The organism is Streptomyces sp. 3211.6, assembly GCF_003634815.1.
GTDB classification, from domain to species: Bacteria; Actinomycetota; Actinomycetes; order Streptomycetales; family Streptomycetaceae; genus Streptomyces; species Streptomyces katrae_A.
Genome location: NZ_RBXC01000001.1, coordinates 1,603,940 through 1,629,875 on the forward strand (window position 1 = coordinate 1,603,940; position 25,936 = coordinate 1,629,875).

Annotated in this window: 25 protein-coding genes; 10 read left to right on the forward strand and 15 right to left on the reverse strand. The window is 75.0% G+C overall.

Annotated features, from left to right (window positions below):
* Positions 1-54: 54 nt before the first annotated feature.
* Both BX286_RS07465 and BX286_RS07470 read right to left on the reverse strand, forming a co-directional pair.
* Positions 55-960 carry a hypothetical protein gene (locus tag BX286_RS07465; protein ID WP_100865122.1) on the reverse strand — a complete coding sequence of 302 codons (906 nt, stop codon included), beginning with the start codon at positions 958-960 and terminating at the stop codon, positions 55-57.
* A 196-nt stretch (positions 961-1,156) separates the two neighbouring features.
* A complete protein-coding gene (locus tag BX286_RS07470) occupies positions 1,157-2,707 on the reverse strand; it encodes a hypothetical protein (RefSeq protein WP_237292686.1) in 1,551 nt (516 codons plus the stop codon).
* An 86-nt stretch (positions 2,708-2,793) separates the two neighbouring features.
* Here BX286_RS07470 and BX286_RS07475 point away from each other — a divergent pair, with 86 nt between their 5' ends.
* From BX286_RS07475 to BX286_RS07485, 3 genes are all read left to right on the forward strand, one after another.
* Positions 2,794-3,582, forward strand: a complete 789-nt coding sequence (locus BX286_RS07475; protein WP_187344107.1) for a LamB/YcsF family protein — start codon at positions 2,794-2,796, stop codon at positions 3,580-3,582.
* Positions 3,579-4,196, forward strand: coding sequence for an allophanate hydrolase subunit 1 (locus tag BX286_RS07480; protein ID WP_121014759.1), 618 nt, complete (start codon positions 3,579-3,581; stop codon positions 4,194-4,196). Before BX286_RS07475 ends, BX286_RS07480 begins: the two co-directional genes overlap by 4 nt.
* A gap of 452 nt (positions 4,197-4,648) precedes the next feature.
* Positions 4,649-5,539 carry a biotin-dependent carboxyltransferase family protein gene (locus tag BX286_RS07485; RefSeq protein WP_237292688.1) on the forward strand — a complete coding sequence of 297 codons (891 nt, stop codon included), beginning with the start codon at positions 4,649-4,651 and terminating at the stop codon, positions 5,537-5,539.
* A gap of 787 nt (positions 5,540-6,326) precedes the next feature.
* On the opposite strand, the gene BX286_RS07490 is transcribed toward BX286_RS07485, so the two are convergent.
* Positions 6,327-7,724, reverse strand: a complete 1,398-nt coding sequence (locus BX286_RS07490; protein WP_079424848.1) for a hypothetical protein — start codon at positions 7,722-7,724, stop codon at positions 6,327-6,329.
* Between the two features lie 342 nt (positions 7,725-8,066).
* Positions 8,067-8,477: an ankyrin repeat domain-containing protein gene (locus BX286_RS07495; RefSeq protein WP_100865120.1), complete on the reverse strand. Its 411-nt coding sequence runs from the start codon at positions 8,475-8,477 to the stop codon at positions 8,067-8,069.
* A 330-nt stretch (positions 8,478-8,807) separates the two neighbouring features.
* Between BX286_RS07495 and BX286_RS07500 the strand changes: the two genes are divergently transcribed.
* The gene (locus BX286_RS07500) at positions 8,808-9,002 is read left to right on the forward strand and encodes a hypothetical protein (protein WP_045947797.1); all 195 of its coding nucleotides are present in this window, start codon (positions 8,808-8,810) and stop codon (positions 9,000-9,002) included.
* A gap of 27 nt (positions 9,003-9,029) precedes the next feature.
* Entirely contained in the window at positions 9,030-10,661 is a 1,632-nt protein-coding gene (locus BX286_RS07505) for a hypothetical protein (protein WP_121014760.1), read from the forward strand.
* Between the two features lie 23 nt (positions 10,662-10,684).
* On the opposite strand, the gene BX286_RS07510 is transcribed toward BX286_RS07505, so the two are convergent.
* Positions 10,685-12,187, reverse strand: coding sequence for a PLP-dependent aminotransferase family protein (locus tag BX286_RS07510; RefSeq protein WP_079424853.1), 1,503 nt, complete (start codon positions 12,185-12,187; stop codon positions 10,685-10,687).
* Positions 12,188-12,417: 230 nt separating this feature from the next.
* On the opposite strand from BX286_RS07510, the gene BX286_RS07515 reads away from it, so the two are divergent.
* The 3 genes from BX286_RS07515 to BX286_RS07525 all read left to right on the forward strand — a co-directional run bounded on the left by BX286_RS07515 (position 12,418) and on the right by BX286_RS07525 (position 15,313).
* On the forward strand, positions 12,418-13,188 hold the full coding sequence (locus tag BX286_RS07515; RefSeq protein ID WP_079424855.1) for a glycerophosphodiester phosphodiesterase family protein: 771 nt from the start codon (positions 12,418-12,420) through the stop codon (positions 13,186-13,188).
* Positions 13,189-13,254: 66 nt separating this feature from the next.
* A complete protein-coding gene (locus BX286_RS07520) occupies positions 13,255-14,637 on the forward strand; it encodes an MFS transporter (RefSeq protein WP_100865118.1) in 1,383 nt (460 codons plus the stop codon).
* Between the two features lie 301 nt (positions 14,638-14,938).
* Positions 14,939-15,313, forward strand: coding sequence for an RNA polymerase-binding protein RbpA (locus BX286_RS07525; protein WP_007262928.1), 375 nt, complete (start codon positions 14,939-14,941; stop codon positions 15,311-15,313).
* A 98-nt stretch (positions 15,314-15,411) separates the two neighbouring features.
* Here BX286_RS07525 and fxsA read toward each other — a convergent pair whose 3' ends face one another.
* From fxsA to BX286_RS07545, 4 genes are all read right to left on the reverse strand, one after another.
* Positions 15,412-16,035: an FxsA family membrane protein gene (gene fxsA, locus BX286_RS07530; RefSeq protein WP_079424859.1), complete on the reverse strand. Its 624-nt coding sequence runs from the start codon at positions 16,033-16,035 to the stop codon at positions 15,412-15,414.
* Between the two features lie 98 nt (positions 16,036-16,133).
* Positions 16,134-16,904 carry a polyprenol monophosphomannose synthase gene (locus tag BX286_RS07535; protein ID WP_079424861.1) on the reverse strand — a complete coding sequence of 257 codons (771 nt, stop codon included), beginning with the start codon at positions 16,902-16,904 and terminating at the stop codon, positions 16,134-16,136.
* Between the two features lie 327 nt (positions 16,905-17,231).
* The gene (locus tag BX286_RS07540; protein ID WP_079424863.1) at positions 17,232-18,842 is read right to left on the reverse strand and encodes an amidohydrolase; all 1,611 of its coding nucleotides are present in this window, start codon (positions 18,840-18,842) and stop codon (positions 17,232-17,234) included.
* A 104-nt stretch (positions 18,843-18,946) separates the two neighbouring features.
* Entirely contained in the window at positions 18,947-19,387 is a 441-nt protein-coding gene (locus BX286_RS07545; RefSeq protein ID WP_030240692.1) for an Lrp/AsnC family transcriptional regulator, read from the reverse strand.
* A 217-nt stretch (positions 19,388-19,604) separates the two neighbouring features.
* On the opposite strand from BX286_RS07545, the gene BX286_RS07550 reads away from it, so the two are divergent.
* A complete protein-coding gene (locus tag BX286_RS07550) occupies positions 19,605-20,063 on the forward strand; it encodes a hypothetical protein (RefSeq protein ID WP_079424865.1) in 459 nt (152 codons plus the stop codon).
* Positions 20,064-20,069: 6 nt separating this feature from the next.
* On the opposite strand, the gene BX286_RS07555 is transcribed toward BX286_RS07550, so the two are convergent.
* Together BX286_RS07555 and BX286_RS07560 are read right to left on the reverse strand one after the other, a co-directional pair.
* Positions 20,070-21,158 carry a phosphotransferase family protein gene (locus tag BX286_RS07555; RefSeq protein ID WP_121014761.1) on the reverse strand — a complete coding sequence of 363 codons (1,089 nt, stop codon included), beginning with the start codon at positions 21,156-21,158 and terminating at the stop codon, positions 20,070-20,072.
* 28 nt (positions 21,159-21,186) lie between these two features.
* Complete coding sequence (locus tag BX286_RS07560; RefSeq protein ID WP_121014762.1) at positions 21,187-22,320, reverse strand: hypothetical protein; 1,134 nt, start codon at positions 22,318-22,320, stop codon at positions 21,187-21,189.
* 384 nt (positions 22,321-22,704) lie between these two features.
* On the opposite strand from BX286_RS07560, the gene BX286_RS37390 reads away from it, so the two are divergent.
* Positions 22,705-22,887, forward strand: coding sequence for a hypothetical protein (locus BX286_RS37390; RefSeq protein ID WP_237292697.1), 183 nt, complete (start codon positions 22,705-22,707; stop codon positions 22,885-22,887).
* 105 nt (positions 22,888-22,992) lie between these two features.
* On the opposite strand, the gene BX286_RS07570 is transcribed toward BX286_RS37390, so the two are convergent.
* From BX286_RS07570 to BX286_RS07585, 4 genes are all read right to left on the reverse strand, one after another.
* Positions 22,993-24,165: an acyl-CoA dehydrogenase family protein gene (locus tag BX286_RS07570; protein WP_079424871.1), complete on the reverse strand. Its 1,173-nt coding sequence runs from the start codon at positions 24,163-24,165 to the stop codon at positions 22,993-22,995.
* 156 nt (positions 24,166-24,321) lie between these two features.
* Entirely contained in the window at positions 24,322-25,014 is a 693-nt protein-coding gene (locus BX286_RS07575; protein ID WP_121014763.1) for a TetR/AcrR family transcriptional regulator, read from the reverse strand.
* A gap of 108 nt (positions 25,015-25,122) precedes the next feature.
* Positions 25,123-25,272, reverse strand: a complete 150-nt coding sequence (locus BX286_RS07580; protein ID WP_107438236.1) for an SCO1431 family membrane protein — start codon at positions 25,270-25,272, stop codon at positions 25,123-25,125.
* Positions 25,273-25,417: 145 nt separating this feature from the next.
* Positions 25,418-25,846: an SPW repeat protein gene (locus tag BX286_RS07585; protein ID WP_079424874.1), complete on the reverse strand. Its 429-nt coding sequence runs from the start codon at positions 25,844-25,846 to the stop codon at positions 25,418-25,420.
* Positions 25,847-25,936 lie beyond the last annotated feature (90 nt).

Sequence of the window (25,936 nt, forward strand, 5' to 3'; positions counted from 1 at the left end):
GCGGCGGACTCTCGTGGGTTCTCGGTGCGGAGGTGAGGTGCGTGCGCGTGCGGGTCAGGCGTGGAACGGCAGGCCGGCGTCGGCGGCGAGTTCCAGGTCGTCGCCCTCGGGTGGCGGGAGGAGGGTGGCGGTGCCGTCGCTGACGGGCACCACGCCGAGTTCCAGGAGTTCGGCCATGGCCGCGCTGCCCGCCATGTCGCGGACCTGGAGCTGGTAGCGGGGGGTGGTGCGGTAGGTGCCGCCCGCGTCGTCGCCGGTGCGCTGGAGGAAGCCGGACTCGGTGAGGAAGGCGGCGGCCTTGCCGACGATGCCGGTGGTGGAGCCGGCGAGGCGGCGGGCGTCCTTGGTGGCGCCGGTGGCGCTGCGGCGGGCGTAGACGCGCCAGGCGGCCTCCAGGCCGGGGGCGTCGGACGCGGGGTCGGTGTTCTCGCCGAGTTCCCCGGCGCGCTCCTCCAGACGGCGGCAGGTCTGCCGGACGAAGGCGTCGACGCCGTTGACGGTGATCCGGCCGATGTAGCCGTCGTCGGCGAGGTCCTCGGGGCGGGGGAAGGCGAGGGCGGCGACGGCGAGGTGGGCGAGGCCGTGGAGGAAGCGGTCGCCGCCGTCGGCGGCGGTGCGGCGGGCGTAGTCGCCCATGCGGACGGCGAACACGGAGTCCTCGCCGGCGGCGACGGCCATTCCGGCGCGCGGGGACACCTCCAGGACGACGAGGCCGAGCCCGGTGGCGACGGCGTCGGCGAGCCGCCCGAAGCCGGGGTCCTCGCGGTAGCGGCGCAGCAGTTCGGCGTACTCGGCGTCCCGGGCGGGCAGCAGCTTGGGCTGGAGCCCGAACCCGACGAGGCGGGCCGCGTCGGCGGCGTCGGCCGGCGTCAGCGCGGCGGCGGCCGGTGCGGGCGCGGCCGGGACCGACGGGCCGTCGGGCTCGCTCCACGCGGCGTACTCGGCGTGGTGGTCGCTCACGGGTGGGTCTCCTCGGCGGTGCGATGGGCCTTGCGGCGGGGGTGGTGGGATCGTGCGGCGTCGTCCCGCCCATCAGGGCGGACCGGGGCGGGGGCGACGCAGCCAGGTCGACGGCCTGGGCGGCCCGGGGCCGGTGCAGGGTCGGCCGCGGCGGTCGTGCCGGGGCGTGGGCGCGCCGGTGCGGGGACGGTCGGGGTCACGCCGACTCCGAGCGGTCCGCGGCCATGCCGGCCGCGTCGAGGAGGGCCGTGCCCACGATCAGGTCGGCGCCGCCGAACTCCGGGTCCTCCAGCGGGGTGCCGTCGTCCACCGCGAACAGCAGGCGCTCCTCGCCCTGCCGGTACGCCGTGCCCACGGCCGGGCTGGCCGCGTGGACGGCGAGCAGGGCCACCAGGTACGGCAGGTCGGGGTCCTCGCGGCGGGCCTGCGCGAGGAGGCCGGACAGGCGGCGCGGGGCGTCGTGCGGGAGGTCCAGGAGGCGGGTCGCGGCCGCGAGCTGCTCCTCGCTGAAGCGGCTGTCGTCCGGGGTGGCGATGAGGTCGGGTTCCGGCATCTCGGCGCCGAGGTGCTCGCGCTCCACGGGCGGGGTGAGCAGGATCTCCACGAGGTCCGCGACCCGTACGGAGACGGGGGTGCGCAGGCCGGTGCCGCCGGCGAAGAAGGCGTCGGTGACCCGGGTGGCCTGGGCGACCGGCAGCGGCAGCAGCGGGGCCACGAGCTGCCCGTACAGGTCGATCCCGGAGCGCGCGGCGGGCGCGGCGAAGGCCTGGCGGTCCTGTTCGGCGCGGAAGAGCGGGCCGGCGTCGAGGAGCCTCGACTGGAGCTGGGTGTGCCGGCGGATGCAGTCCTTGACGATGTCGACGAGCTCGGCGGCGCGCCGCTTGTTCTCGGGGTCCTCGGCCTCGTCGCGCGCCTTGCGGATGTTGGTGAGGATGGCGTTCTCGTGCCGGTAGCGGTCGGCGACGTGGTCGAGGGCTTCGGCGATCATGTCCGGGACGGCCTGGAGCCAGTCCACCGCGCGGACGTTGCGCCGCGTGGCGTCGAGCGTGCGGCGCAGGGTCTCGGCGTACTGGACGGTGCGGTAGCGGGCCTGTTCGGCGGCGAGCTGGGCGTCGGCGAGCCGGCCCCGGCTGATCAGGACCTCCAGCTTGACCTCGGCGGCGATCTGCGCGCTGGTGACGTCGGTGTCGAGGGCTCCGACCAGGACGTTGACGGCCTCGTCGGTGGTGCGCAGGTAGACCGCGCCGCCGTGCCCGGGCACCTCCTCGATCAGCTTGAAGTCGTAGTCCCGGCGGACGTAGACCCCGTCGGGGCCGAAGGTGCCGTAGATCGCGCGGAAGCCGCGGTCGACGCTGCCGACGTTGATCAGGTTCTCCAGGACCCAGCGGGCGACGCGCTCGTGCTCGGCGGCGGGCCGGGCGGGGGCCTGGGCGGCGACGCGGGGCAGCAGGCGGGCCACTATCTGCTCGTGGTCGGCGCCCGTGTCGAAGTCCATGTTGAGCGTGACCAGGTCGATCGCGGACAGCGCGACCTCCGCCATCGCGTAGACCCCGTACTCGCCGGCCAGGTTGGCCTTGCGGACGTCGAGGTCGTGCAGCGGGGCGGTGCAGGCGAGGGCCCGCAGCCGCCGGGCGAGGCCCTCGTCGGCGGCCGGGCCCGGCGCCGGGGAGGGGAGGGTCTTCGCCGGGGCAGGGAGAGTCACGTCGAAAAGATTAGGCGGTGTCACGGACAACATCCCAAACGGCATGGTTCGGCCGGATCGTCCCCGGCTCCGCGGAAGGCCGCGGACGGGCTCTGCGGCGCGCGGCGCGTGCGCTGTTCTACGCTCGCCGCATGGCTTCCATGATCACATCCCCCGCGGCCGCGATCGACCTCAACGCCGACCTCGGCGAGGGCTTCGGGCGGTGGGCGCTCACGGACGACGAGGCCCTGCTCTCGGTGGTCACCAGCGCGAACGTGGCCTGCGGGTTCCACGCGGGAGACCCGTCGATCATGCGCCGGGTGTGCGAGCTGGCGGCCGCCCGGGGCGTACGGATCGGCGCGCAGGTCTCGTACCGGGACCTGGCGGGGTTCGGGCGGCGGGCGATGGACGTACCGGCGGCGGAGCTGGCGGCCGAGGTGGCGTACCAGATCGGGGCGCTGGAGGTGTTCGCGCGGGCGGCCGGGTCGAGGGTGTCGTACGTGAAACCGCACGGTGCGCTGTACAACCGCACCGTCCACGACGCGGACCAGGCGGGCGCGGTGGTCGCCGGGGTCCGGCTGGCGACCGGGGACGCCGGGCTGCCGGTGCTGGGGCTGCCGGGCTCGCTGCTGCTGGCCGCCGCCGCGGAGGCGGGGCTGGAGGCGGTGCCGGAGGCCTTCGCCGACCGGGCCTACACCCCGGAGGGCACGCTGGTCCCGCGCGGGACGCCGGGGGCGGTGCTGCACGACCCGGACGCGATGGTGGCGCGGGCCGTACGGATGGCGGCGCAGGGGGAGGTCACGGCCTCGGACGGCTCCTCGGTACGGGTGTCCGCGCGCTCCCTGTGCCTGCACGGGGACACCCCGGGGGCGGCGGGGCTCGCGGTGCGGGTCCGGGAGGCGCTGGCGGCGGCCGGGGTGCGGGTGGAGGCGTTCGCGTGAGGGCGCTGGTGGTGGGCCGGGAGGCGCTGCTGCTGGAGGTGGACTCGGCGGCGGAGGTGGCCGCCCTCCACGCCGAGCTGCTGCGCCGGCGGGACGCGGGTGAGCTGGGCGCCGTACGGGAGGTGGTGCCGGCGGCGCGGACGGTGCTGCTGGACGGGGTGCGGGAGCCGGGGGCGCTGGCCGCGCGGATCGCCCGCTGGGAGGTGCCGCCGCTCGCGGAGGCGGAGGGGCCGCTGGTCACCGTGCCGGTGCGGTACGACGGGCCGGACCTGGCGGAGGTGGCCCGGGCGTGGGGCGTGGCCGAGGGGGAGGTGGCCCGGGTGGTCGGGGGGCTCGAGTTCCGGGTGGCGTTCTGCGGGTTCGCGCCCGGCTTCGGCTACCTGACGGGCCTGCCCGAGCGGCTGTGGCTGCCCCGGCGTGCCACACCCCGCACGTCGGTCCCGGCGGGCTCGCTGGCGCTGGCCGGCGAGTACGCGGGGGTCTACCCCCGCTCCTCCCCCGGCGGCTGGCAGCTGATCGGCTCCACGGGGGCGGTCCTGTGGGACCCGGCCCGGGAGCCGGCGGCGCTGTTCGCGCCGGGGGTACGGGTGCGGTTCGAGGAGGCGGGATCGTGAGCGGTAGCGGTGTCGGCACGGGTACGGACCCCGGCGCGGCGGAACGCGGCTGCCCTTCGTCTGGACCGGGCGACCGGGCGCCCGGCGGCCCGGCCGCGCGGGCGGGCAGCGCGGGCAGCGCGGGCAGCGCGGGCAGCGGCATCGTTGCGTCCCCCGGCGAGGACACGTGCGCGGGGCGGGACCGGGGTCCAGGCGACGGGACCGAGGCGGACGCGGGCCCGGGCGAAGGCCCGGACGCCGAGACCAGCCCGGGGGGCGGCACGATCGCGGCCTCTGCCGACGGCGAGGGCGTAATCCCGGGCCTCGCGACCGGCACGGGCGCAGGCCTGGGCGCCGAGACCGGCGCGAGCGCAGAGCGGAGCAGAGGCCCGGGCGCCGAGGCCGGTGGGGGGCCGGCACCGGCGTCGGCGTCGGCGAGGGCGAGGGGCGAAGGTACGGGCTCGGATGCAGGCGTGGGGATCGGGGCGGGGGCGGGTGTGAGGGGGCTGCTGGTGGTGCGGGCCGGGGCGTTGAGCACCGTGCAGGATCTGGGGCGGCCCGGGTTCGCGCACCTGGGGGTGCCGCGGTCGGGGGCACTGGATGCGGGGGCGTACGCCCTGGCCAACCGGCTCGTCGGCAATCCTGCCGGGGCCGCCGCCCTGGAGACCACCCTGGACGGGATCCGGCTGCGGGCCCTGGCGCCGGTGACGGTGGCGGTGACGGGCGCGCCGTGTGCGGTACGGGTCTCCGGGCGGCCGGCGGCGTGGGGTGCGCCGGTGTGGCTGCGGGCGGGGGCGGAGCTGGACGTGGGGCGGGCCTCGGCCGGGCTGCGGAGCTATGTCGCGGTGCGGGGCGGGGTCGCCGGGCCGGCGGTGCTGGGGAGTCGTTCGACGGACCTGCTGTCGGGGCTGGGGCCGGCGGTCCTGGCCGACGGGACGGTGCTGGACGTCGGCGCGGCGGGCCCGGTGCCGGTGGCGGGAGCGGACGCCCTTCGGGTGCCGGGGCCGCCGGTGGCAGAGCTGGTGCTGCCGTTGCGGCTCGGGCCACGGGCGGACTGGTTCACGGCGGCCTCGGTGACGGCGCTGCTGTCGGGCGGCTACCGGGTGTCGCCGGCGTCGAACCGGATCGGGCTGCGGACGGAGGCGGGGCCCGCGCTGGAACGGGCGCGGGGCGGGGAGCTGCCGAGTGAGGGGATGGTGCTGGGGGCGGTACAGGTCCCGCCGGACGGGCTGCCGGTGGTCTTCCTGGCCGACCATCCCGTGACGGGCGGCTACCCGGTGGTCGGCGTGGTACCCCCGGGCCCCGCGCTGGACGCCGCCGCGCAGGCCCGGCCGGGGGTGGCGGTGCGGTTCGTCCCGGCGTGAGCCGTACGGGGGCGTGGCGGCGGTGGCCGTGCTGCGGATCGCGCCCCGCCCCCGCCGCACGGCCGTCCCCTGCGGCCCGCCCCGCACCGGCGGGCAGTTACAGGTGGCCCTCTCTTGCGACCTGCCCCGCCGGTGGGGCGCGGTCGGGGGACGCTCGTGTGGCGGCGGTGGCCGCCCGCCTTCCCGTCCGGGTGACGGTGCTGCATCGGCAGGAACCGGCGCCGGTGTGTGCGGCTGCCGCGAGGCGGCCCCAGAGCTTGCGGCCCCGTCCCGGGCCCTCCCCCGGCGGCCAGAGGCCTGAGGCACGAGGGCCGGGGCGCAGACCCAGATCTTACAGGCCGCCCGCGGCCATCCCAGCAGCAGCCAGGGGGCTTGGGGCGGAGCCCCCGGTCTTGCAGCCCCGCCCCCCGGGCCCTGCGCATGGTGGCCGAGGGAGTTCGAGGCGCCGGGGCCCCGAGCAGGGGCCGCGGGTGGCCCCGGGGGTGGCCCCGGGAGCCGGGGCGGAGACCCCGGGGCGGCTCCAGAGCGGGCTCCGAGGGCCTCCCCGGGGGCCGCCCCGGGGGCCGCCCCGGGGGCCGGGGGTCCACCCGGCAAGGCCGGGGGCCCTGGACAGGGGCCAGGCGTGGCCCCGGAGGCCGGGGCGCAGACCCCGGGGCGGCTCCAGAGCGGGGTCCGAGGGCCGCCCCGGGGCCGGAGGGCCGACCAGCGAGGCCGGAGGTCCGCCCGGCAAGGCCCGGGGCCGGAGGGGCGGTCGGCGGGGCCGGGGGGCGGTCGGCGGGGGCGGGGGTTACGCCGTGGGTTCGGGGGTGATGCGGCTGCGGACCGCCGACTGGACGTCCTCCTCCTCCGCCGGGTCCGCCGCCAGGCGGCGCAGGCGGGGGGCGACGCGGGCGTCGGCCGTTTCGGCGTGGCGGGCCGCCACCTCGCGGGTGGTCTCCTCGCAGTCCCACAGGCACTCGACCGCGAAGCCCGCCGCGAAGGTCGGGTCCGTGCTGGCCAGGGCCCGGGCGGCGCGGCCGCGCAGGTGCGAGGAGGCCGTCTCACGGTAGATGTGGCGCAGCACCGGGGCCGCGCAGCCGATCGAGAGCCGGCCCGCGCCGTCCACGAGGGTGAACAGGCGGGGCGAGTCCGGGCCGGAGCCGCGGACGGTGTCGCGGAGGGCGCCGAGGACCAGGCCGGCGTCGTCGGCGCCGCCGCCGGCCGCCAGGAGGGCCGCGGCGGCCGCTCCGAGGGCGTCGGGGCGGTGGACCCACTGTCGGGCGCGGTCGAGGGCGGCGGGGCCGCACATGCGCTCGTAGGCGGCCACGGCGGCTTCGTCGCCGGCGGCTTCGATGAGGTCGAGGACGGCCGGGTTGTCCGGCTCGGCGAGGACCAGGTGGTGCAGGGCGGTGGCCCGGGCGGCCTCGCCCCGGGCCCCGGCGGCGGCCGCGAGGATCTCGGAGCGGTCCTCGGGCGAGGCCACGGCGGCGAGACAGCGAGCGGCGGGCACGTGCAGCGGGGTGCCGCGGCGCAGCCCGTCGGCGGCCCAGTCGAAGACGGCCTGGACGCCCCAGCCGGGCCGGGGGCCGCTGGGGTCGAGCTGGCGCTGCCAGCGGTCGAAGGAGCCCTGCTGGCGGGCGGCGCGCAGGCGCTGCCCGTACTGCGGCAGCTCCTCCCACAGGCTCCACGGCCGGGGCTCGTAGGCGTCGCGGACGGCGGCGGCCAGTCGCGCCCCGCCCTCGGCGGTGTCCGGGAACCTGGCCAGGACGGGGGCGGCGAGGGAGCGCAGCCCCTCGTCGTCGTCGCGCAGGGCGAGCTCGTCGAGGGCCCAGGCCCAGTTGGCGCCGGAGGCGGCGTAGCGGCGCAGCAGCATCAGCGCGTCGTCGCGGCCGTACGAGGCCAGGTGTCCGAGGACGGACAGGGCGAGGCCGGTGCGGTGGTCCTCCTCGTCGACGAGGTCGTCGACGCCGAAGAGGTGGGCCTCGATCTCGCGGAGGGGGCCGTCGAGGTCCAGGTACAGGCGTGCGTAGTACAGCGACCGGTTCTCGACCTGCCAGTCCTGCCGCGGGTCGCGGGTCACGCACTGGTCGAGGGCCGCGAGGGCCTCCGGGCGGGGCGCCGCGAGGGCGTGCAGCGTGCCGTCGCCGCGGCCCCTCTGGAGGAGGCCGAGCAGGGTGCCGCTCGGCGCTATGACTGGTTCGAACATGGGAATGGCCTCAAATCAAGCTGGGGACGCAACCGGGAATCGGGATTCACAGGGCCGCGTAACAGCATGTGAGGACGTCCGCCGTCATGTTCCGCTCGATGTAGACCATTGCCTTCTCACTCTCGTCGGTGCTTCGCGTCCGTGCCGGCCGGTGCGGCAGGGCTGGGTGTGGACACCCTTCGTGTCCAGCCCGCTCCTGCCCGTCCGTCATGTCTGCGAATCGAATCCGACGCCATGATGACCCAGGCGGTTTGCGCGCCGCGACCACATTTAAGGGCGTCGTGACCAAGCCGTGAGCTCGCGGGCCCGTCCTGGCCCGGGCCGGGCGGGGGAAAAAGCGGATTACGCGGCTCCGAACAGTTCCAGCAGGTCGGCCTTGTTGAACATGCGGGCCGTGTCCACCGCGGACGGGGTTCCGGCGTGGGGGTCGGCCCCACCGGCGAGCAGCGCGCGGATGACGGCCTCCTCGCCCTTGAAGACGGCGCCGGCGAGCGGGGTCTGGCCGCGGTCGTTGGCGCGGTCGGCCTCGGCGCCGCGGGAGAGCAGGGCGGTGACGGCGTCGGCGTGGCCGTGGTAGGCGGCGAGCATGACGAGGGTGTCGCCGCGGTCGTTGGTGAGGTTGGCGGGGACCCCGGCGTCGAGGTAGGCGGCCAGGGTCTCGGTCTCACCCTGACGGGCGAGGTCGAAGATCTTGGTGGCCAGTTCGACGACGTCCTCGTCGGGCGTGCCGGGCGTGTCCTCGTGCTTGCTCATCGGTCGTTCCGCCTTTCGCTCTTCCCAAGTCGTACGGGGCAGGAGTCTGCCCAGGCCGGGCGGGCAGGGGGGCGCCCGGCGCTGCGTCCGTACGGGTGAATCGCCAGGGTAGCGCCCGGTCAGGGACATGAGGGGGCCGGACCGAGGCAAGGATGTCGGTGGTCCGTGCACCCGACACCGCCGCGGGCCGACGCGCCAGCCGGGAAGGGCCGGTCAAGTGAAAATCCCGAAGGTTCACCCGTATGCACCTTTTGTCGCATTGATACTTCCTGTGAGCCTGGAACAACTGATGGTGACCTTCCCGACCGTTCCGCTACCAGGAGAACTCACATGGTCCTGTCGATCTCAGGTGTCGTACTGCTCGGCATCATCTGCTTCCTGTTCTTCAAGAAGGACGGGATGAAGCTGACCCACGCCGTCGTCAGCGCGCTCTTCGGCTTCTTCCTCGCCGGCTCCGCCATCGCCCCGAGCATCACCGCGAGCACGGCGAGCCTCGCGAGCCTGCTCGGCGGGATCAAGCTCTAGACCGCCCCCACCCCCCAGGAGACGACCGTGGCCCGGCGCCCGCTCCCCCGCATCCTCACCAGTGGCAGCACCTCGCTCGCCCGGGGGCGCGACCTCGCCCGCACGGCGGCCGACAACGCCACGGACGTCCTCCATCCGCTCCTGGTCATCGGCCGCGGACTGCGCGTCCTGGCCTCGGCCGGCCGCCGCAAATGGGCCGCGACCCCCAAGGACAGGCGGGGTCCCGCGCTGTTCCTGGGGGCGGCCTGCGTCCTCGTGGTCGCGCTCGTCCCCTACGCGCCCGTCACCGCGCTGATCGCGCTGATGGCCGCGGCGGGCTGGCACGGGCGCGACCGCAGCCCCGCGAAGACCGGGCCCAGCGACGCCGAGACCGACCGGCTGCGCTCCCTCTACGAGGCGCTCGTGCCGTACTTCTGCACCCCGGAGGACCCCAGCCCGCTCTTCGCCCACGGGGGCGCGTTCGACGAGGCCTTCAGCGACTACGCCTTCGACGCGGAGGGCCGCGTCACCCGGCTGACGATCCGCTACCCCGCGTACTTCACCGACGGGGAGGCGGCCTCGCGGGCCCGGATCGAGGCCGTGCTGCACGCCAAGTCCGGGCGCGGCCGCGAGTACCTCTTCGTCTGGGACGAGGAGGCCAACCGGCTCGACCTGAGCGTGCTGGAGGCGCTGCCCACCGGGATCGCCGCCCAGCCGTTCGTGACCTCGCCCGGCGAGAGCGTCCTCGGCTTCACCGACCCCGCCGGGGTCCAGCGCACCCTGCCGGTGCTGGAGGGCGACGAAACGCGCGACCTGCCGCCCGTGGTCTGGCGGACCGGCCCCGGCTCCACCGAACCGCACCTGCTGGCGGTGGGCCAGCCCGGCAGCGGGACCACCAGCCTGCTGCGCTCGCTCGCCCTCCAGGCCCTGCGACAGGGCGGCGACGTGATGATCGTCGAGGGCGGCGGGAGCAACGAGTACGCCTGCCTGGCCGGCCGCGCGGGCGTCCTCGCCGTCGAGTGCGGCCCGACCGGGGCCCTGGCCACCGTCGAGTGGGCCGCGCACGAGACCGAGCGGCGCCTGATCGCCACGCACCGGGCCCGCGAGGCCGGCCGGCCCGCGCCCGAGGACACCCGGCGGCCGCTGTGGATCCTGCTGGACCGGCCCAGCGTGCTCGCGCACCTGGCGACCGCCGAGGGCCGCCCGGACCCCCTGGCCCAGCTCCAGGTCCCCTTGCGGCACGGCCGCGCCGCACACGTCACGGTGGTCGTCGCCGAGCACTTCGACCACCTGGAACTGATCGGCGACGCCGTCTGGCAGCACACCCGGGCCCGGGTCGTCCTCGGGCCCGCCCCCGCCCAGCAGCTCACCGACGTCCTCGGGCTGCCCCCGCACACCACCCCGGCCCCGCAGCTCCCGCCCGGCCGCGGCTACGCCCGGCTCGGCACCGGGCCGGTCCACCGGCTCCAGGTGCCCGCCACCCCGGACCCGTACGACGACTCCACCCACCCCGCGCACCGCCACGCCGTACTGGAACTGCTGCCCGAACGGCAGGCGGCGGGCCCGGGCGGCGGGGAAGGCCCGCAGGCCCCCGCCCGGCCGCTCAAGGACCAGCCCCCGGCGCAGCCCGGGGCCCTCGACGCCGAGGAGCTTCCGGAGGTGGCGGCGGAGGCCCCGTAGGGCCCCGCAGCCCGTCCCGCGGATCAGGCCACGAAGGTGCGCGGCGGCTCCGCCCCGCCGCCGCCCGCGCCCGTACCGACCAGGCGGGCCGCCGCGGCCAGGCGCGCGGCGGCCTCGTCGGCCAGCGGCCCGCCCACCGTGAACGGCAGCCGGACATAGCCCTCGAAGGCCCCGTCCACCCCGAACCGCGGGCCCGAGGGGACGCGGACGCCGACCCGCTCCCCCACCTCCGCGAGCCGCGAGCCGGACAGCCCGCCGGCCCGGGCCCACAGCGTGAGCCCGCCGCCCGGCACCTCGAACTCCCAGTCCGGCAGCTCCCGGCGCACCGCGGCGACCAGCGCGTCCCGGTTCTCCCGGGCCTGGGCGCGGCGCATCCCGACGGCCTCCTCCCAGCCCCCGGTCCGCATCAGCCAGTTCACCGCGAGCTGTTCCAGCACCGGGGTGCCGAGGTCGGCGTAGGCGCGGGCCGCGACCAGGCTCCGGATGACGTCCGGGGCCGCCCTGACCCAGCCGATCCGCATGCCGGCCCAGAACGCCTTGCTGGCGGAGCCGACCGTGATCACCGTGGAGCCCGCCGGGTCGAAGGAGCAGACGGGCCGCGGCATGGCCGGCTCCGGGTCCAGCTGGAGCTCGGCCATCGTCTCGTCGGCGATCAGGACGGTTCCGGCGGACCGGGCGGCCTCGACCATGGCCCGGCGCTGCTCCTCGGAGGCCAGGGCTCCGGTCGGGTTGTGGAAGTCGGCGACGACGTAGGCCAGGCGCGGGGCCGAGTCGCGCAGCACCTGCCGCCAGACGTCCATGTCCCAGCCGCTGAGCCCGCCGCCCATGGCCACGGGCACGAGGCGGACGCCGGCGGCGCGCATCAGCTGGAGGATGTTGGCGTAGGAGGGGGACTCGACGGCGATCCGCTCGCCGCGGCCGGCGAAGAGGCTGCAGATGGCGTCGATGGCCCCCATGGCCCCGGTGGTGACCATGATCTGCTCGGGCATGGTCGGGATGCCGCGCTCGGTGTAGCGGTCGGCGAGCATCCGGCGCAGCGCGGGCAGACCGGCCGGGTAGTCGCCGTGGGTGTGGGCGTACGGCGGCAGTTCCTCCAGGGCGCCCTGGACGGCCTTGGTCAGCCAGGGCTCGGGGGCCGGGAGGGCGGCGCAGCCGAGGTCGATCATGGAGCCGAGGGACTCGGGCGGCAGCGGCTCCAGGCCGCGGGCCGGGAGCGGGTTGCCGGCCGGTACGGAGGTCCAGCTGCCGGCGCCGCGACGGGATTCCAGGAAGCCCTCCGTGCGCAGGGCCTCGTAGGCGGCCGCGACGGTGGTGCGGCTGAGGGAGAGGGCGACCGCGAGCTCGCGCTCGGCGGGCAGCCGGGCGGCTACGGGGACGCGGCCCTCCAGGACGAGCAGCCGGATGCCGTCGGCGAGGGTGCGGTAGGCGGGAGCCTTGCGGGCGCCGGGCACGGCGGGGCGCTCCTGCTGCGAGGTGATCAGCCGGGCGAGCTGCGCGGTGCCGACCGCTGAGGTCCACTGAGCCATGGCGTGCGGTCCACCTTCATCGGATTGGCCTCGCCGGGCGGGGCCGGGGCCGGGATTGGATTGGTTGCGCGGCTCTCAGGGTGTCATGGTGCGGTCCACTCGGGCCAGGTGGGTCGTCCGTGCCCTCCGCCCCGCCCCGGCCGGGAGCGGTGGGCGGGGCCGCGGGGGCGTTCACCGTCCGTCCATGTGGCCGCTCCCGTCCCACGGGACCCAGCGTGCATACTGCGGCCGTGACTCACGTACGCCGACCCCACCCCTATCTGGACCACCCGGCCCCGATCCCCTTCGCCCACCGGGGCGGGGCCGCGGACGGGCTGGAGAACACCGCTGCCGCCTTCCGCCGGGCGGCCGCAGCGGGCTACCGGTACTTCGAGACCGATGTGCACGCGACGGCGGACGGGAAGCTGGTGGCCTTCCACGACGCCACCCTGGACCGGGTCACCGACGCCACGGGCCGGATCCGTGAGCTGTCGTGGAGCCGGGTGCGCGAGGCGCGGGTGGCGGGGAGCGAGCCGCTGCCGCTGTTCGAGGAGCTGCTGGAGGAGTTCCCGGACGCCCGCTGGAACGTGGACGTGAAGGACGAGTCGGCCCTGTACCCGCTGGTGAACCTGGTCGCGCGGGCCGGGGTCTGGGACCGGGTGTGCGTGGGCTCCTTCTCGGAGAGCCGGGTGGCCCGGGCCCAGAAGATCGCCGGGCCGCGGCTGGCGACCTCGTACGGGGTGCGGGGCGTGCTCGGGCTGCGGCTGCGCTCGTGGGCGATCCCGGCGGCCCTGCGGGTGGGTGCGGTGGCGGCCCAGGTGCCGGAGACCCAGGCGGGCATCCGGGTGGTCGACCGGCGGTTCGTACGGACCGCGCACGAGCGGGGACTCCAGGTGCACGTGTGGACCGTGAACGAACCGGAACGTATGGAGGCTCTCCTCGACCTGGGTGTCGATGGCATCATGACCGACCGGATCGACACTTTGCGCACGGTGCTGGACCGGCGCGGGGCCTGGGCCTGACGGGCCCGACGGCCGCCGTGCCCGGTCCGGCGGCCGGCGCCTACGGGGAACGGCGAGGGGGCGCTCATGACCGAGCGTACGGAAAACGAAGCGGAATCCGGCGCGGAGGGCGGCAGAAGCACCGGGGACGGGGCCGCCGCGCGGCGGCGGGAACAGCACGGCTGGTACTTCTACGACTTCGCCTGCTCGGTCTACTCGACGAGCGTGCTCACGGTGTTCCTCGGGCCGTACCTGACGGCGGTGGCCAAGGCCGCGGCCGATGCCGAGGGCTACGTCCACCCGCTGGGCATACCGGTGCGGGCCGGGTCGTTCTTCGCGTACACCGTGTCCCTGTCGGTGATCCTGGCGGTGCTGGTCATGCCGCTGGCCGGCGCGGCGGCGGACCGGACCGGCCGCAAGAAGCCGCTGCTGGCGGCGGCCGCGTACACCGGGGCGGCGGCGACGACCGGGATGTTCTTCCTGGACGGGCACCGCTACCTGCTGGGCGGGTTCCTGCTGGTCGTCGCGAACGCCTCGCTGGCGGTCTCGATGGTGCTCTACAACGCCTTCCTGCCGCAGATCTCCACCCCGGACGAGCGGGACACGGTCTCCTCGCGGGGCTGGGCCTTCGGGTACACCTCGGGGGCGTTCGTGCTCGTGCTGAACCTGGTGCTGTTCCAGGGGCACGACTCCTTCGGGCTCTCCGAGGGTGAGGCGGTGCGGATCTGCCTGGCCTCGGCGGGGCTGTGGTGGGGCGCTTTCGCGATCATCCCGCTGCGCCGGCTGCGGGACCGGGCGGCGGTCCGGGAGGCGGGTGCGGCGCCGGCGGTGAGCGGCTGGCGGCAGCTGGTGGCCACGCTGAAGGACATGAGGCGGTATCCGCTGACCCTGTCGTTCCTGCTGGCGTACCTGGTCTACAACGACGGCGTCCAGACCGTGATCTCCCAGGCCTCGGTGTACGGCTCGGAGGAGCTGGAGCTGGAGCAGTCCACGCTGATCGTGGCCGTGCTGCTGGTCCAGGTCCTGGCGGTGGTCGGGGCGCTGGCGATGGGCCGGCTGGCGGTCGCCTACGGGGCGAAGCGGACGATCCTCGGCTCGCTGGCGGCGTGGGGCCTGACGCTGGGGGCCGGGTACTTCCTCCCGGCCAGGACCCCGGTGTGGTTCTTCGCGCTCGCGGCGATGATCGGGCTGGTGCTCGGCGGCAGCCAGGCGCTGTCGCGCTCGCTGTTCTCGCACCTGGTCCCGGCGGGCAAGGAGGCGGAGTACTTCTCGGCGTACGAGATGAGCGACCGCGGGCTGAGCTGGGTGGGACCGCTGGTGTTCGGGCTCACGTACCAGGTCACGGGCAGCTACCGGGACGCGATCATCTCGCTGGTGGTCTTCTTCGCACTGGGTTTCGCACTGCTCGCGCGAGTGCCGGTGCGGCGCGCCGTGGAGGCGGCGGGCAATCCTGTTCCGGTGCGCGTCTGAGCCGGGATCCGTCCGGACTCGTGAACGAGATCCGAACGAATTTCGACGTTATGGCGATGGGCCGGTAGTGTACGCCTTTGGCCTGCCAGACGGACCGTTACTGCGCGTTCACAGAGTAGAGACGTTGGGTGACATCTGCTGCCAGATGTGACAAAACGGGCACTGGTGGGTACAACAAGGGGCGGCACGACGGGCGACGCATTGACCCGGAGCGGGAATCTATACCGCCGACCGGACGTTGACCGGATGACGACGACAGCGACACCTGTCCTGTGGGCGACAAGCCCGGGAGGCACGATTCATGAGTGAGCGAGCTCTCCGCGGTACGCGGCTCGTGGTTACCAGCTACGAGACGGACCGCGGCATCGATCTGGCCCCGCGCCAGGCGGTGGAGTACGCATGCCAGAACGGACATCGATTTGAGATGCCGTTCTCGGTTGAGGCAGAGATTCCGCCGGAGTGGGAGTGCAAGGCGTGCGGCGCCATGGCACTCCTGGTGGACGGGGACGGGCCCGAAGAGAAGAAGGGCAAGCCTGCGCGAACGCACTGGGACATGCTCATGGAGCGACGCACCCGCGAGGAACTGGAGGAGGTGCTGGCCGAACGGCTGGCCGTCCTGCGTTCCGGCGCCATGAACATCGCCGTGCATCCGCGGGACAGCCGCAAGTCCGCCTGACCCGCGGGCGCAGTAGAGCAAGAGCCGAGGGGCCCCGCCACTGACGTGGCGGGGCCCCTCGGCATGTGCGGGACGGCCCCGGCGGGGCGTCGGCCGCGTTACGGGGTGAGCGGCGGGCGGTGACCGGTGTCCGGGCCGGGCCGTCCGGCCGGGGAACCGTCCTCGCGGATCACCTCGCCCTGGACGACCTTGCCGTCGGGGAAGTGGATACGGGCCTGGGTGTAGGCGTCGCCGAAGCCGCCCGGGGTGCCGGAGGTCATCTTCCGCTCCAGCGTGCTCCCGGCACGGCGGGCGGCGAAGTCCCGTACCGGCGGGAGCAGCAGGAGCAGGCCGGCCGCGTCGGAGAGCAGGCCGGGCAGGATCAGCAGCAGCCCGGCCAGCATGGTCATGCCGTTGCCGGAGCCCTTGGCGGGCTGGGGGGCGGCGGGGGCCGCGCCGGACATCGCCTGTTCCTGCGCCTGCTGGAAGGTCCGCGTCAGGTTCTTGAAGGCCCGCCGCCCGGCGCGCTTGATCACCACCACGCCCAGCACCAGCCCGCCCGCGAGCAGCGCGGCCACGGTGAAGCCGCCGGCCGCGCCGGCGACCAGGCTGAGCAGCCAGATCTCCAGGATCAGCCAGGCGGCGACCGCCAGGGGCACGAAGGTGCGGGCGGCCGACCGCCGCCTCGGGGACATGGGGGACGTGGATGTGCCGGTCCTCAGCGAACCAGTTCCGGAACTCATACCACCCAGTGTGCCCGGGCCGGTGTAAAAGCGGCCTCAGCCGGAGGTACCGGGCACCCCCTAGGGGACGGCCCCGGGAAGGGGGGCCCGCTCCCCGGCTACCGCCGGGAGGTACCCCCGGTGAGCCTGGCGAGGCGCTGCCCCAGGCCCCACTGGGTGACCCGCCAAAGGGCCTCGACCACGATGTCCTTGCTCATCTTGCTGTCGCCGAGCTCGCGCTCCACGAACGTGATGGGGACCTCCACCACCCGGAAGCCCTTGCGGACGGCGCGGCGGGCCAGGTCGACCTGGAAGCAGTAGCCGGCCGAGGCGACCTCGTCCAGGCCGAGCCCTTCCAGGGTCTCGCGGCGGAAGGCCCGGTAGCCGCCGGTGACGTCCCGGATCGGGACGTCCAGCATCAGGCGGGAGTAGGTGGAGCCGCCGCGGGAGAGGATCTCGCGGCTCTTGGGCCAGTTCACGACCCGGCCGCCCGGCACCCAGCGGGAGCCGAGGACCAGGTCCGCGCCGGCCAGCGCGGTAAGCAGGCGGGGCAGTTCCTCCGGCTGGTGCGAGCCGTCGGCGTCCATCTCGACCAGGACCCCGTAGCCGTTCTCCAGGCCCCAGGCGAAGCCCGCCAGGTAGGCGGCGCCCAGCCCCTCCTTGCCCTTGCGGTGCATGACGTGGACCTGGTCGTCGGCGGCCGCCAGCTCGTCGGCGAGCTTGCCGGTGCCGTCGGGGCTGTTGTCGTCCGCGACGAGGACGTGCGCCTCGGGGACGGCCGCACGGACCCGGCCCACGATCCGGCCGATGTTCTCCGCCTCGTTGTAGGTCGGAATGATCACCAGCGTGGTGCCGAGCGGCCCGAAGGTGCGCTGTCCGCCGTTGCTCACTGGTTCCCCTTGCGTGTCTTGCGTCGAATCGTCCCCGCGCGGGCCGTCTCTTCCGGCCCGTCACAGCAGGATGATTTTAGAACAGCGATCGGGTCCCGGCGGCCCTTCGGGCCGGACCGGGGTCCGCTGGCTGCGGGCCTCCGTGACCGTTGTCTACTGGACCGCCGGGGCCCGATCCGGTGCCACCGCCGCCCCGGCGAGACCTTCCCTCGCTCCCGAGGCTCGGGTGCAGTGAGCGGACGGCTCCCTCCGGTCCGGCGTCCTGCCGGTGGACCCGGGCGAACCTATCCGGGCGGGGGCACCGGGACCGAACCGATGCCGGGTGGATCACCCCTGTGGCCGTACGAATACCTCCCGGCCGCCCACCACGGTCCGCAGGCACACGGGCAGCTCCCCGCCCGGGGTGAGGTCCGGCAGACCGGGGGTGCCGGAGCGCGGGTCGGTGGACCAGCGGGCCACCCGGTCGTCGGGGGCCTGGACCACCAGCTCGCCCGTCTGCCAGACGGCGTAGTCGGCGGGCGCGCCGGGCACGAGGATGCCCGCGTCGTCCCGGCCCAGCGCCCGCCAGCCGCCCCGGGTGTGGGCGGCGAAGGCGGCCCGTACGGAGATCCGGTGCTCGGGGGTGCGGTGGAAGGCGGCGGCGCGGACGGTGCCCCACGGGTCGAGCGGGGTCACCGGCGCGTCGGAGCCGAAGGCCAGGGGGACGCCGGCCTTCAGCATGGCGGCGTACGGGTTGAGGGTGCGGGCGCGCTCCGCGCCCAGCCGGTCGGCGTACATGCCGTCCTCGCCGCCCCAGGCGGCGTCGAAGGCGGGCTGCACGGAGGCGGTCAGGCCGAGCTCAGCGAAGGCGGCGATGGTCTCGGGGGTCATCATCTCGGCGTGCTCGACGCGGTGGCGGGCGGCCCGGATCCGGTCGAGGCCCACCTTCCCGGCGGCCGCGCGGACGCCCTCGACCACCGCGGCGACGGCGGCGTCGCCGATGGCGTGGAACCCGGCCTGGAGGCCGGCCTCGGTGCAGGCGGCCACGTGCGCCGCGACCTCGGCGGCGTCCAGGTAGCCGGTGCCGGTGTGGGCGGCGTCGGCGTACGGGGCGTGCAGGCAGGCGGTGTGGGAGCCGAGGGCGCCGTCCACGAAGAGGTCGCCGGCGGCGCCGACCGCGCCGAGTTCGCGGGCCAGGTCCAGGTCGCGGTCGGCCCAGTAGCCGTGGACGCGCGGGCCGGGGCGTTCGGCGGCCAGGGCCAGCAGGCCGGTGAAGTCCTCCGGGGAGGAGATCTCGGGCCCGCCGCATTCGTGCACGGAGCCGATGCCGAGGGAGGCGGCCCGGTCGAGGGCGGCCCGCTGGGCCTCGGCGCGCTGGGCGGGGGTGAGGGCGGCCAGCGCGGCGCGGCGGACGGCGTGGTGGTCGTCCTTGGTGAGCGGCTCGTCGTCGCCGTGCGGGTGGACGCCGGGGACCAGCTCCAGGAGGGCCGTGGTGACCACCGCCGAGTGGACGTCGACGCGGCTCAGGTAGAGCGGGCGGCCGCCGGTGGCCTCGTCGAGCTCGGAGCGGCGCGGCGCGCGGCGCTCGGGCCAGCGGGCGGCGTCCCAGCCGTGGCCGAGGAGCACCCGGTCGGCGGGGCGGCGGGCGGCGTACGCCCGGACGAGGTCCAGGGCCTCGGTGAGGGAGCGGGCGGCGGTGAGGTCGAGGCCGGTGAGGGCGAGGCCGGTGGAGGTCGCGTGGACGTGCGCGTCGGTGAAGGCGGGGGTGACGAGCGCTCCGCCGAGGTCGACGACCTCGTCCACGCCCTGCGCGAAGGCGTCGGCGGCGCCTTCGGAGCCGACCCAGGCGATGTGGCCGCGCTCGACGACCATCGCCGTCGCGAAGGGGTCGGCGGGGCTGTGCACCTCGCCTCCGCGCAGGAGGACGGTGCGGGTGGGGGTGGCGGTGCCGTCAGTCATGGTCACCAGTTTCGCCCCTGCGGGGGGCGGGATTTTCCCCGCCCCGTCCTTCCGTCCTTCCCAGGGGCTCCGCCCCGGACCCCGCGCCTCGAACGCGGGCGGGGCTACACGCGGGGTGGACGGGCCTCGTAGGGGGTGCTGAGGACCACTGTGGTGCGGGTGGAGACGTGGGCCAGGGCACGGAGGCGGCCCAGGAGGTCTTCCAGTTCCAGCGGGGTGGCCACGCGGACCTTGAGGATGTAGTTCTCGTCGCCCGCGACGCTGTGGCAGGCCTCGATCTCGGGTACGCCCGCCAGCCGCTCCGCGATGTCGTCCGGCGCGCTCGGGTCGAACGGCTTGACCGAGATGAAGGCCGTGAGGGGGAGCCCGACGGCCTCGGGGTCGACCACGGCCGCGTAGCCGCGGATGACGCCGCGCTGTTCCAGGCGGCGTACTCGCTGGTGGACGGCCGACGTGGACAGTCCGGTGGCCTTGCCCAGGTCCGTGTAGCTCATCCGCCCGTCCCGCACGAGCAGATCCACGATCTGGCGGTCCAGCTCCTCCATTGCGCTCATAGCCGCTCAACCTAAGGCCCAGGAGCGCTCCAGGCACAGCGGTGTCCACGCAGAAGTGGCACCTGCGGCGGGCATGTGACCAAAGCCACAGACATGTACGGGCGTACAACCCGCTCTCGTGGTTACCCGTGCCGCCTGGCGGGAAGTGCTCCGTGTGGCCGTGGCCGAAGAACCTGCCCGCCCGGCCCACCCAAGGGGGAGTACATCCATGCTGAACACCAAGCGCGCCGGTCGCACCGAACCGGAGCCCCTGGAACCGCTCGCCGCCGAGTACGCGGAGGACGACGACTACCTCGAACCCGGCGACGCCGGGGGTTTCGAGATCCACCACGCGATCTGCCCCGACTGCGGGCAGTCGATCGCCCTCGTCGCGGACGAGGAGCAGCTGCCGGAGCACGCCCTGTGCCTGACCCCGTGGAACCCGTTCGGGCTCACGGTGTGCGCGGGTACGGGCCGGCCGGTTTCGGACGCGCTGGCGTCGGTGGGGCTGCTCCAGCCGGAGCACTCGCAGCAGCCGGAGCTCGAGGCGGTCGTGCACCTCACGCTGCCGCAGGGCCTGGACTGGCGGACGCAGCCCTTCTCGCACGTCGGCGGTCCGGGCTCGCGTCCCGTGCGGCCGGCGGCGGCCCCGCTGCCGCAGAAGCGCCAGCACGCGCAGGCCGCCTGACCTGCGCTACCAGTAGGTTCCCTGCACCATGGCGGCCAGGGCGGCATGGTGCAGGATCAGGCCGTCCGGGTCGGCCGGGACCTCGACCTCCCCGAAGTACGCCTGCCGGTAGGCGATCCGCAGCATCACGATGCCGTGGCGCAGGGCGGCGTAGAGGGTGTGGAACTCCATGTCCCGCGGGGTGTGGCCGGTGAGTTCGGCGTAGCGGCGTTCCAGGTCCTCCCGGCGCAGGAAGTCGGGCAGGCCGGGCTGGCCGAAGCCCACGGTCAGGTCCTGGAAGAAGCGGTGCAGGTAGACGGTCCAGCCGAGGTCGACCTCGCGCGGGGCGTAGGCGGCCATTTCCCAGTCGAGGACCGCCGCCGGCCGGAAGCCGTCGTAGACGACGTTGCCGATGCGGGCGTCGCCCCAGTTCAGGACGGGCTCGCCCTCGTCGGCGGGCCAGAGTTCCTCCAGCCGGCCGAAGGCCCGCTCCAGGAGGGGCGAGGGGGACAGGCCCTCGACCACCCAGGCGTAGTAGGCGCGCTGCGCGTCGACGTGGCGGCGCAGCGGGCTGCCCTCGCCCGGCGGGAGCAGGAACGCGGCCTCCTTCGCCGGGAACTGGTCGTGCAGGCGGGCGAGGAGGGAGATGCTCGCCTCCTGGAGGTCGGCGCGCTCGGCGTCGGTCGCCGAGTGCAGCCAGTTGCCCTCGTAGGTGTAGGGCATGACGTCGGGCGGTACGCGGCCCTCGGCGCGGGCCATCACGAAGAACGGCGAGCCCAGCGGGGCGGGGTCCTCCTCCAGCCAGAGCACGCGCGGGACGGGGAGGTCGGTGTGCTCGGCGACCAGGGCCATCACGCGGTGCTGGCGGGGCATGTCGTAGGAGGGGAAGACGGTGTAGGCGGCCGGGTCGGCGGCCAGGCGCAGGGCGCAGCGGCGGACGGGGGCGTCGGGGTGCTCGATGTCGAAGAGCAGGGTCTCGCTGGACATGCCGTTGGAGCCGGGCACGGAGGTGCCGGTGACCTCGGCGCCGGGGAGCCGGCGGTCGAGCCAGGCCGCGAGGCGGCGGCCCAGTTCCTCGGGCTCACGGGTGGAGGTGCGGGGGCGTGGTGCCGTCATATCGGACTCCTCTCCGGATCGGGGCTGGTCAGGGGGCTACCGAGGTGTAGTCGGCGAAGCCGCTGGGGTCGTGGCGGCCGAAGCTGCCGTGTTCGAAGATCCCGAAGCCGGTGCGGCCGTCGAGGGTGAAGCGGGCCGAGTGGTCGGTGACCCCGAAGGCGGCCATGGGGTGGGCGCCGGGGTCGGAGAGGTCGTAGGCGCGGCGGTCGGTCCAGCCGCGGCCCTGCCAGCTGCCGTGCTGCCAGTCGGCGGCGGGCGGGTAGCCGGCTCCGACGGCGAGGGGGGAGGAGTTCAGGATCTCCACGCCGAGTTCGAGGGGTTTGCGCGAGGGGTCGGTGAGGTGGACGACGGCCCGCTCGGGGTGGCGGCTGCCGGGGCGGTAGCGGATCTCGGTGTGGGGCCAGCCCAGCTGGACGTCGTGGCGGCCGCTGTCCTCGGGGAAGACCTGTACGGCCTCGCTCAGGGTGCGGTGCCCGTCGGCGTCCTCCTGGGCGATGACCATGACGAAGCGGTCCTCGAAGCGGACGGGGATCCAGAGCCAGTGGAAGCCCTCCGGCCGCATCTCCTCGGCGGCGCGGCCGCCGTCCTCGCCGGGTATCGGGCGCACCCCCCAGCTGCGGTCGCGGGTGCCGGTCCACTCCCCCGGGGTGAGGGTGAACTCCTGTCCGCGGGCCCGGATGGTGCCGGTGACGTTTCCGGCCTGGACGAACCGGCGGCCCTCCAGCATGAGGCGGTCGCCGCGCCGCTGGATGTGGTGGGGCTCCCAGACGGCGGGGAACTCGGCGGTCCAGGTGATCTCGTACGAGAGTCCGTGCGGATCCGCCGGGTCGGGGTCGCAGCGCAGGGTGAGGCGCCGCAGCGGGACGTCGACGGTGATCGACAGGGGGCCGACGGAGAGGTTCATCCGGTCGTCGGTGAGGGCGTCGGAGGCGCGGACGGCGAGGAGCTCATCGCCGAGGCGCAGGGTGGCGTAGGCGTCGATGACGCCGGCGTTGGGGTAGACGCCGAGGCCGAGGATGAGGACGGCGCGTCCGGCGTGGTCGAAGACGTGGAAGATGCAGCGGTCGTAGGCGTTGCGGTCGCCCGTGACCAGGTGCTTCATCGACAGCGGGGCCTGGTGGACGGGGTACTCGTCGAGGGGCACGGGACGGTCGGCGGGCATGGCGAACCTCCTGGGCGCGCGGACGGCCGGCGCGGCGCCGGCCGAGCGGATATGACGGTACGTCAGATCTCGTGTGCGCGACCAGAGTCGTGGCACATCCTGACAGCCCGGCACTCCTGGCCACGGCCCGCGCCCCGGCTCCTCGCGGCGCACCGCCGGGCCCCCCGGGGGGGCGCGTGGGGCGCGGCGGCCGCGCGCGTGGGAAGGCTCGAACGGATGGGCGCGGGCGGGGAGGGGTTACCCGTGCTCCGGGTCCCGCGTTGGCCGTGCATGACCACCCTCGAGACGCCCGCGCCGAGAGCGGGACGCCGGCGGCGCCCCACTCCGCCGGGATACGAAGAACCGGGTTACGAAGAATCGGTTCAGCAGGCCGTCGCGCACCCCGTGCACGAGCAGTCCCGGCCGGGGCCGCAGGGGTACCGGGGCCAGCCCGACCCGCCGATCTACACCGCCCTGCTCGCCCGCTGGGCCGCCGACGGCCGGACCCTGCCGGGCCGGCGGGACCCGGACTGGTCCCGGATCGCGTCCTCCCCGATCTGGCCCTCCGGCCCCCTCTACGGCGGCTGACCGGCCGTGCGGCCCCTCCCCGGGGGCGGCCGGCGTACCGGAGGTGCGGTGCGCGGCGGGACGGGGGCCGGGCCGGCGGGTGGACCGGCGCGGCCCCCGCCGTCGTCAGCGGGTCTCGGGGCCGGCCAGGTGGCGGGCGATGACCATGCGCTGGATCTGGTTCGTGCCCTCCACGATCTGGAGCACCTTCGCCTCGCGCATCAGGCGCTCGACGGGGAAGTCCGCGGTGTAGCCGTAGCCGCCGAGGATCTGCACCGCGTCCGTGGTGACGGCCATCGCCGCGTCCGTGCAGAACAGCTTGGCCATCGCGGCCTGCCGGGAGAACGGCTTGCCCGCGTCGCGCAGCCGGGCGGCCGCGAGGTAGAGGGCCCGGCCCGCCTCGATCTTGGTGGCCATGTCGGCCAGCATGAAGCGCAGCCCCTGGAAGTCGGCGATGGGGTGCCCGAACTGCTTGCGGCCGAGCGCGTACGAGACGGCCTCGTCGAGGGCGGCCTGGGCCACGCCGATGGCGCAGGCGGCGATCCCGAGCCGGCCCGCGTCCAGGGCGGCCAGCGCGATGGTGAAGCCCTGCCCCTCGTCGCCGATCCGCCGGGAGTCGGGGACGCGCACGCCGTCGAAGTGCAGCTGGGCGGTGGGCGAGCCCTTCATGCCCATCTTCTTCTCGGGGACGGCGGCCGTCAGGCCCTCCGCGTCACCGGGCACCAGGAAGGCCGTGATGCCCTTGGGGCCGGGGGCGCCGGTGCGGGCGAGGACGGTGTAGAAGTCGGCGACCCCGCCGTGGGTGATCCAGGCCTTGGTGCCGGTGATCACCCAGTCGTCGCCGTCGCGGACCGCCTTGGTGGTGAGCGAGGCCGCGTCCGAGCCGGAGGCCGGCTCGGAGAGGCAGTAGGCGCCGAGCAGACCGCCGCCGAGCATGTCGGGCAGGTGGGCGGCGCGCTGCTCCTTGGTGCCGTATCCGGCCAGGCCGTGGCAGGCCAGGGAGTGCACGCTGACGCCGAGGCCGACGGTCAGGCGGGCGGCCGCCAGCTCCTCCAGGACCTGGAGGTAGACCTCGTAGGGCTGGTCGCCGCCGCCGAACTCGCCCGCGTACGGCAGGCCCAGCAGCCCGGACTCGGAGAGGAGGGTGAAGACCTCGCGGGGGAAGCGCCCGGCGTCCTCCTCCTCGGCGGCCCTGGGGCGGACCTCCCGCTGGGCGATCTCGCGTACGAGCGCGAGGAGGTCCCGGGACTCCTCGGTGGGCAGCTGACGGTCCACCGGCTGCGGGGCGCGGTCGGTCATGGCGGCGCTCTCCTCCCTCGTCGGGCACGGCGGCGACGCGTGAGGTGTGGTACGCGCCGCCGGATCTCGGTGCTTACACAGCCGATGCTGCCCTCCCGGGTCGCGGGAGGGCTCGAACAGCGGCTGCGGCGGCTTGAGTATGCCCGATCAGGCGCTTTACGTCACCGGTACAGGATCGCCATGATCATCCGGGGCGCTCGAAGCCTCCTCGGGAGCCACCGGAGGAGCGGGGCATTCGGGGACGAGCTCCTCGATCACGGTGAGCGTCGCGCGCAGCTGGCGTACGAGGAGGCCCGCGACGGCGGCCCGGTCGGGCCGGTCCCCGGCGTCCGGGGTGGCGGTCCAGTCGAGGGTGGTGCCCTCCACCCCGGAGAGCCAGCCGGCCAGGGCGAGCCGGGCGAGCGGCGGAACGGTCCGTCGGCCGTAGGCTCCCTCGGCGATGGCGGCCAGGAGCTCCTCGCGCACCGCGTCGCGTATCGCCAGCACCTCGGCGTCGGAGCCGACCCCGCCGGTGACGATCGTGCGGTAGGCGGCCCGGTGGTGCTCGGCGTAGTGGAGGTAGCCGTCGACGGTGCGGCGCAGCCGTTCGGCGCCGGACAGTTCGGGCTCCCCGGTGGCGCGGGCGACGAGCTGGGCCACCGAGTCCTCGACGATGGCGAGGTAGTAGCCGCGTTTGCTCGTGAAGTAGTAGTAGACGAGCCCCTTGGCGACGCCCGCGTGCTGGGCTATGTCATCCATGGAGAGGGCGTCGTAGGAGGTTTCGGCGAACAACTTCCGCCCGATCGCTATGAGTTCGGCCCTGCGGGCCTGCGATCGGCCGGTCGCACCGCGTTGTTGACTCTTATTCAAATCCAGCCCCAGCCTCGAAGCTCCGAACCGTCCGCCACAGGATTGCCCGCAGTGTACGGGAGTGATCGCCGTGGGCAAGGACGGCAGGAGGCCCGCCGGAGGCCGGGCCTACAGCCAGCCGAGCTGCGTGACGAACATGGCCACGACGACCACCAGCGTCCAGCCGAGCACGTGCTCCAGCCAGGCGGAGTCCTTGGGGCCGCCGGTGCCGACGAGGCGGCGGGCGCGGGCGGTGAGGGCGGCGGCGTGTGCGGTCATGCCGTCCAATGTGCCAGCGTTCGCGGCATTCACGGTATATGGCGAGGGTCACAGGGGCCCCGGCCGCCTCCGGGGTGCGGAGGCGGCCGGGGCCCAGGGGTGAGCGGGACGCGCGGTCCGGCCGGTGGCCGTACCGGGCGCCGGATCAGGTGGTCGTGCGCGGGCGTCCGCCGATGGCCACCATGGCCAGGCCGAGGCACAGGGCGACCGCGCCGGTGATGACGTTGCTGACGATGCTGCGTGTGGTGTCCATCGCGCCGGCCATGACCCAGGGGGCCACGATGGTCCACGCACCGATCGCGACCGCGGTCCAGGCCATCGCGTGCGTCCGTTCGTACGCCGATCCCAGGCCGCCCATGCACAGGCAGAAGGCCGCGCCGGCGATGAGGTTGTTGATGGCCAGCGGGCTCAGCGCGCTGAACCCGGCGATCCATGCCGAAGCCGCCAGGTAGAGGCCCGTGATCAGGGCCAGTGCCTCCACGGCCTGCGCGGCGGGCGTGGCCGTCACCCGCTCGAACCGAGTCCGCATTTCGGCAAGGTCCGGGTGATGTTCGATGCTCGAATGGGTGGTCATGGTGGGCTGCCTCCTGTGAGAAGCCTTATATGGCCCTTATGCCCAGAATCAGACGGTTAAGCCATCCGAGGGGCTGGATCTTCCGGGCAT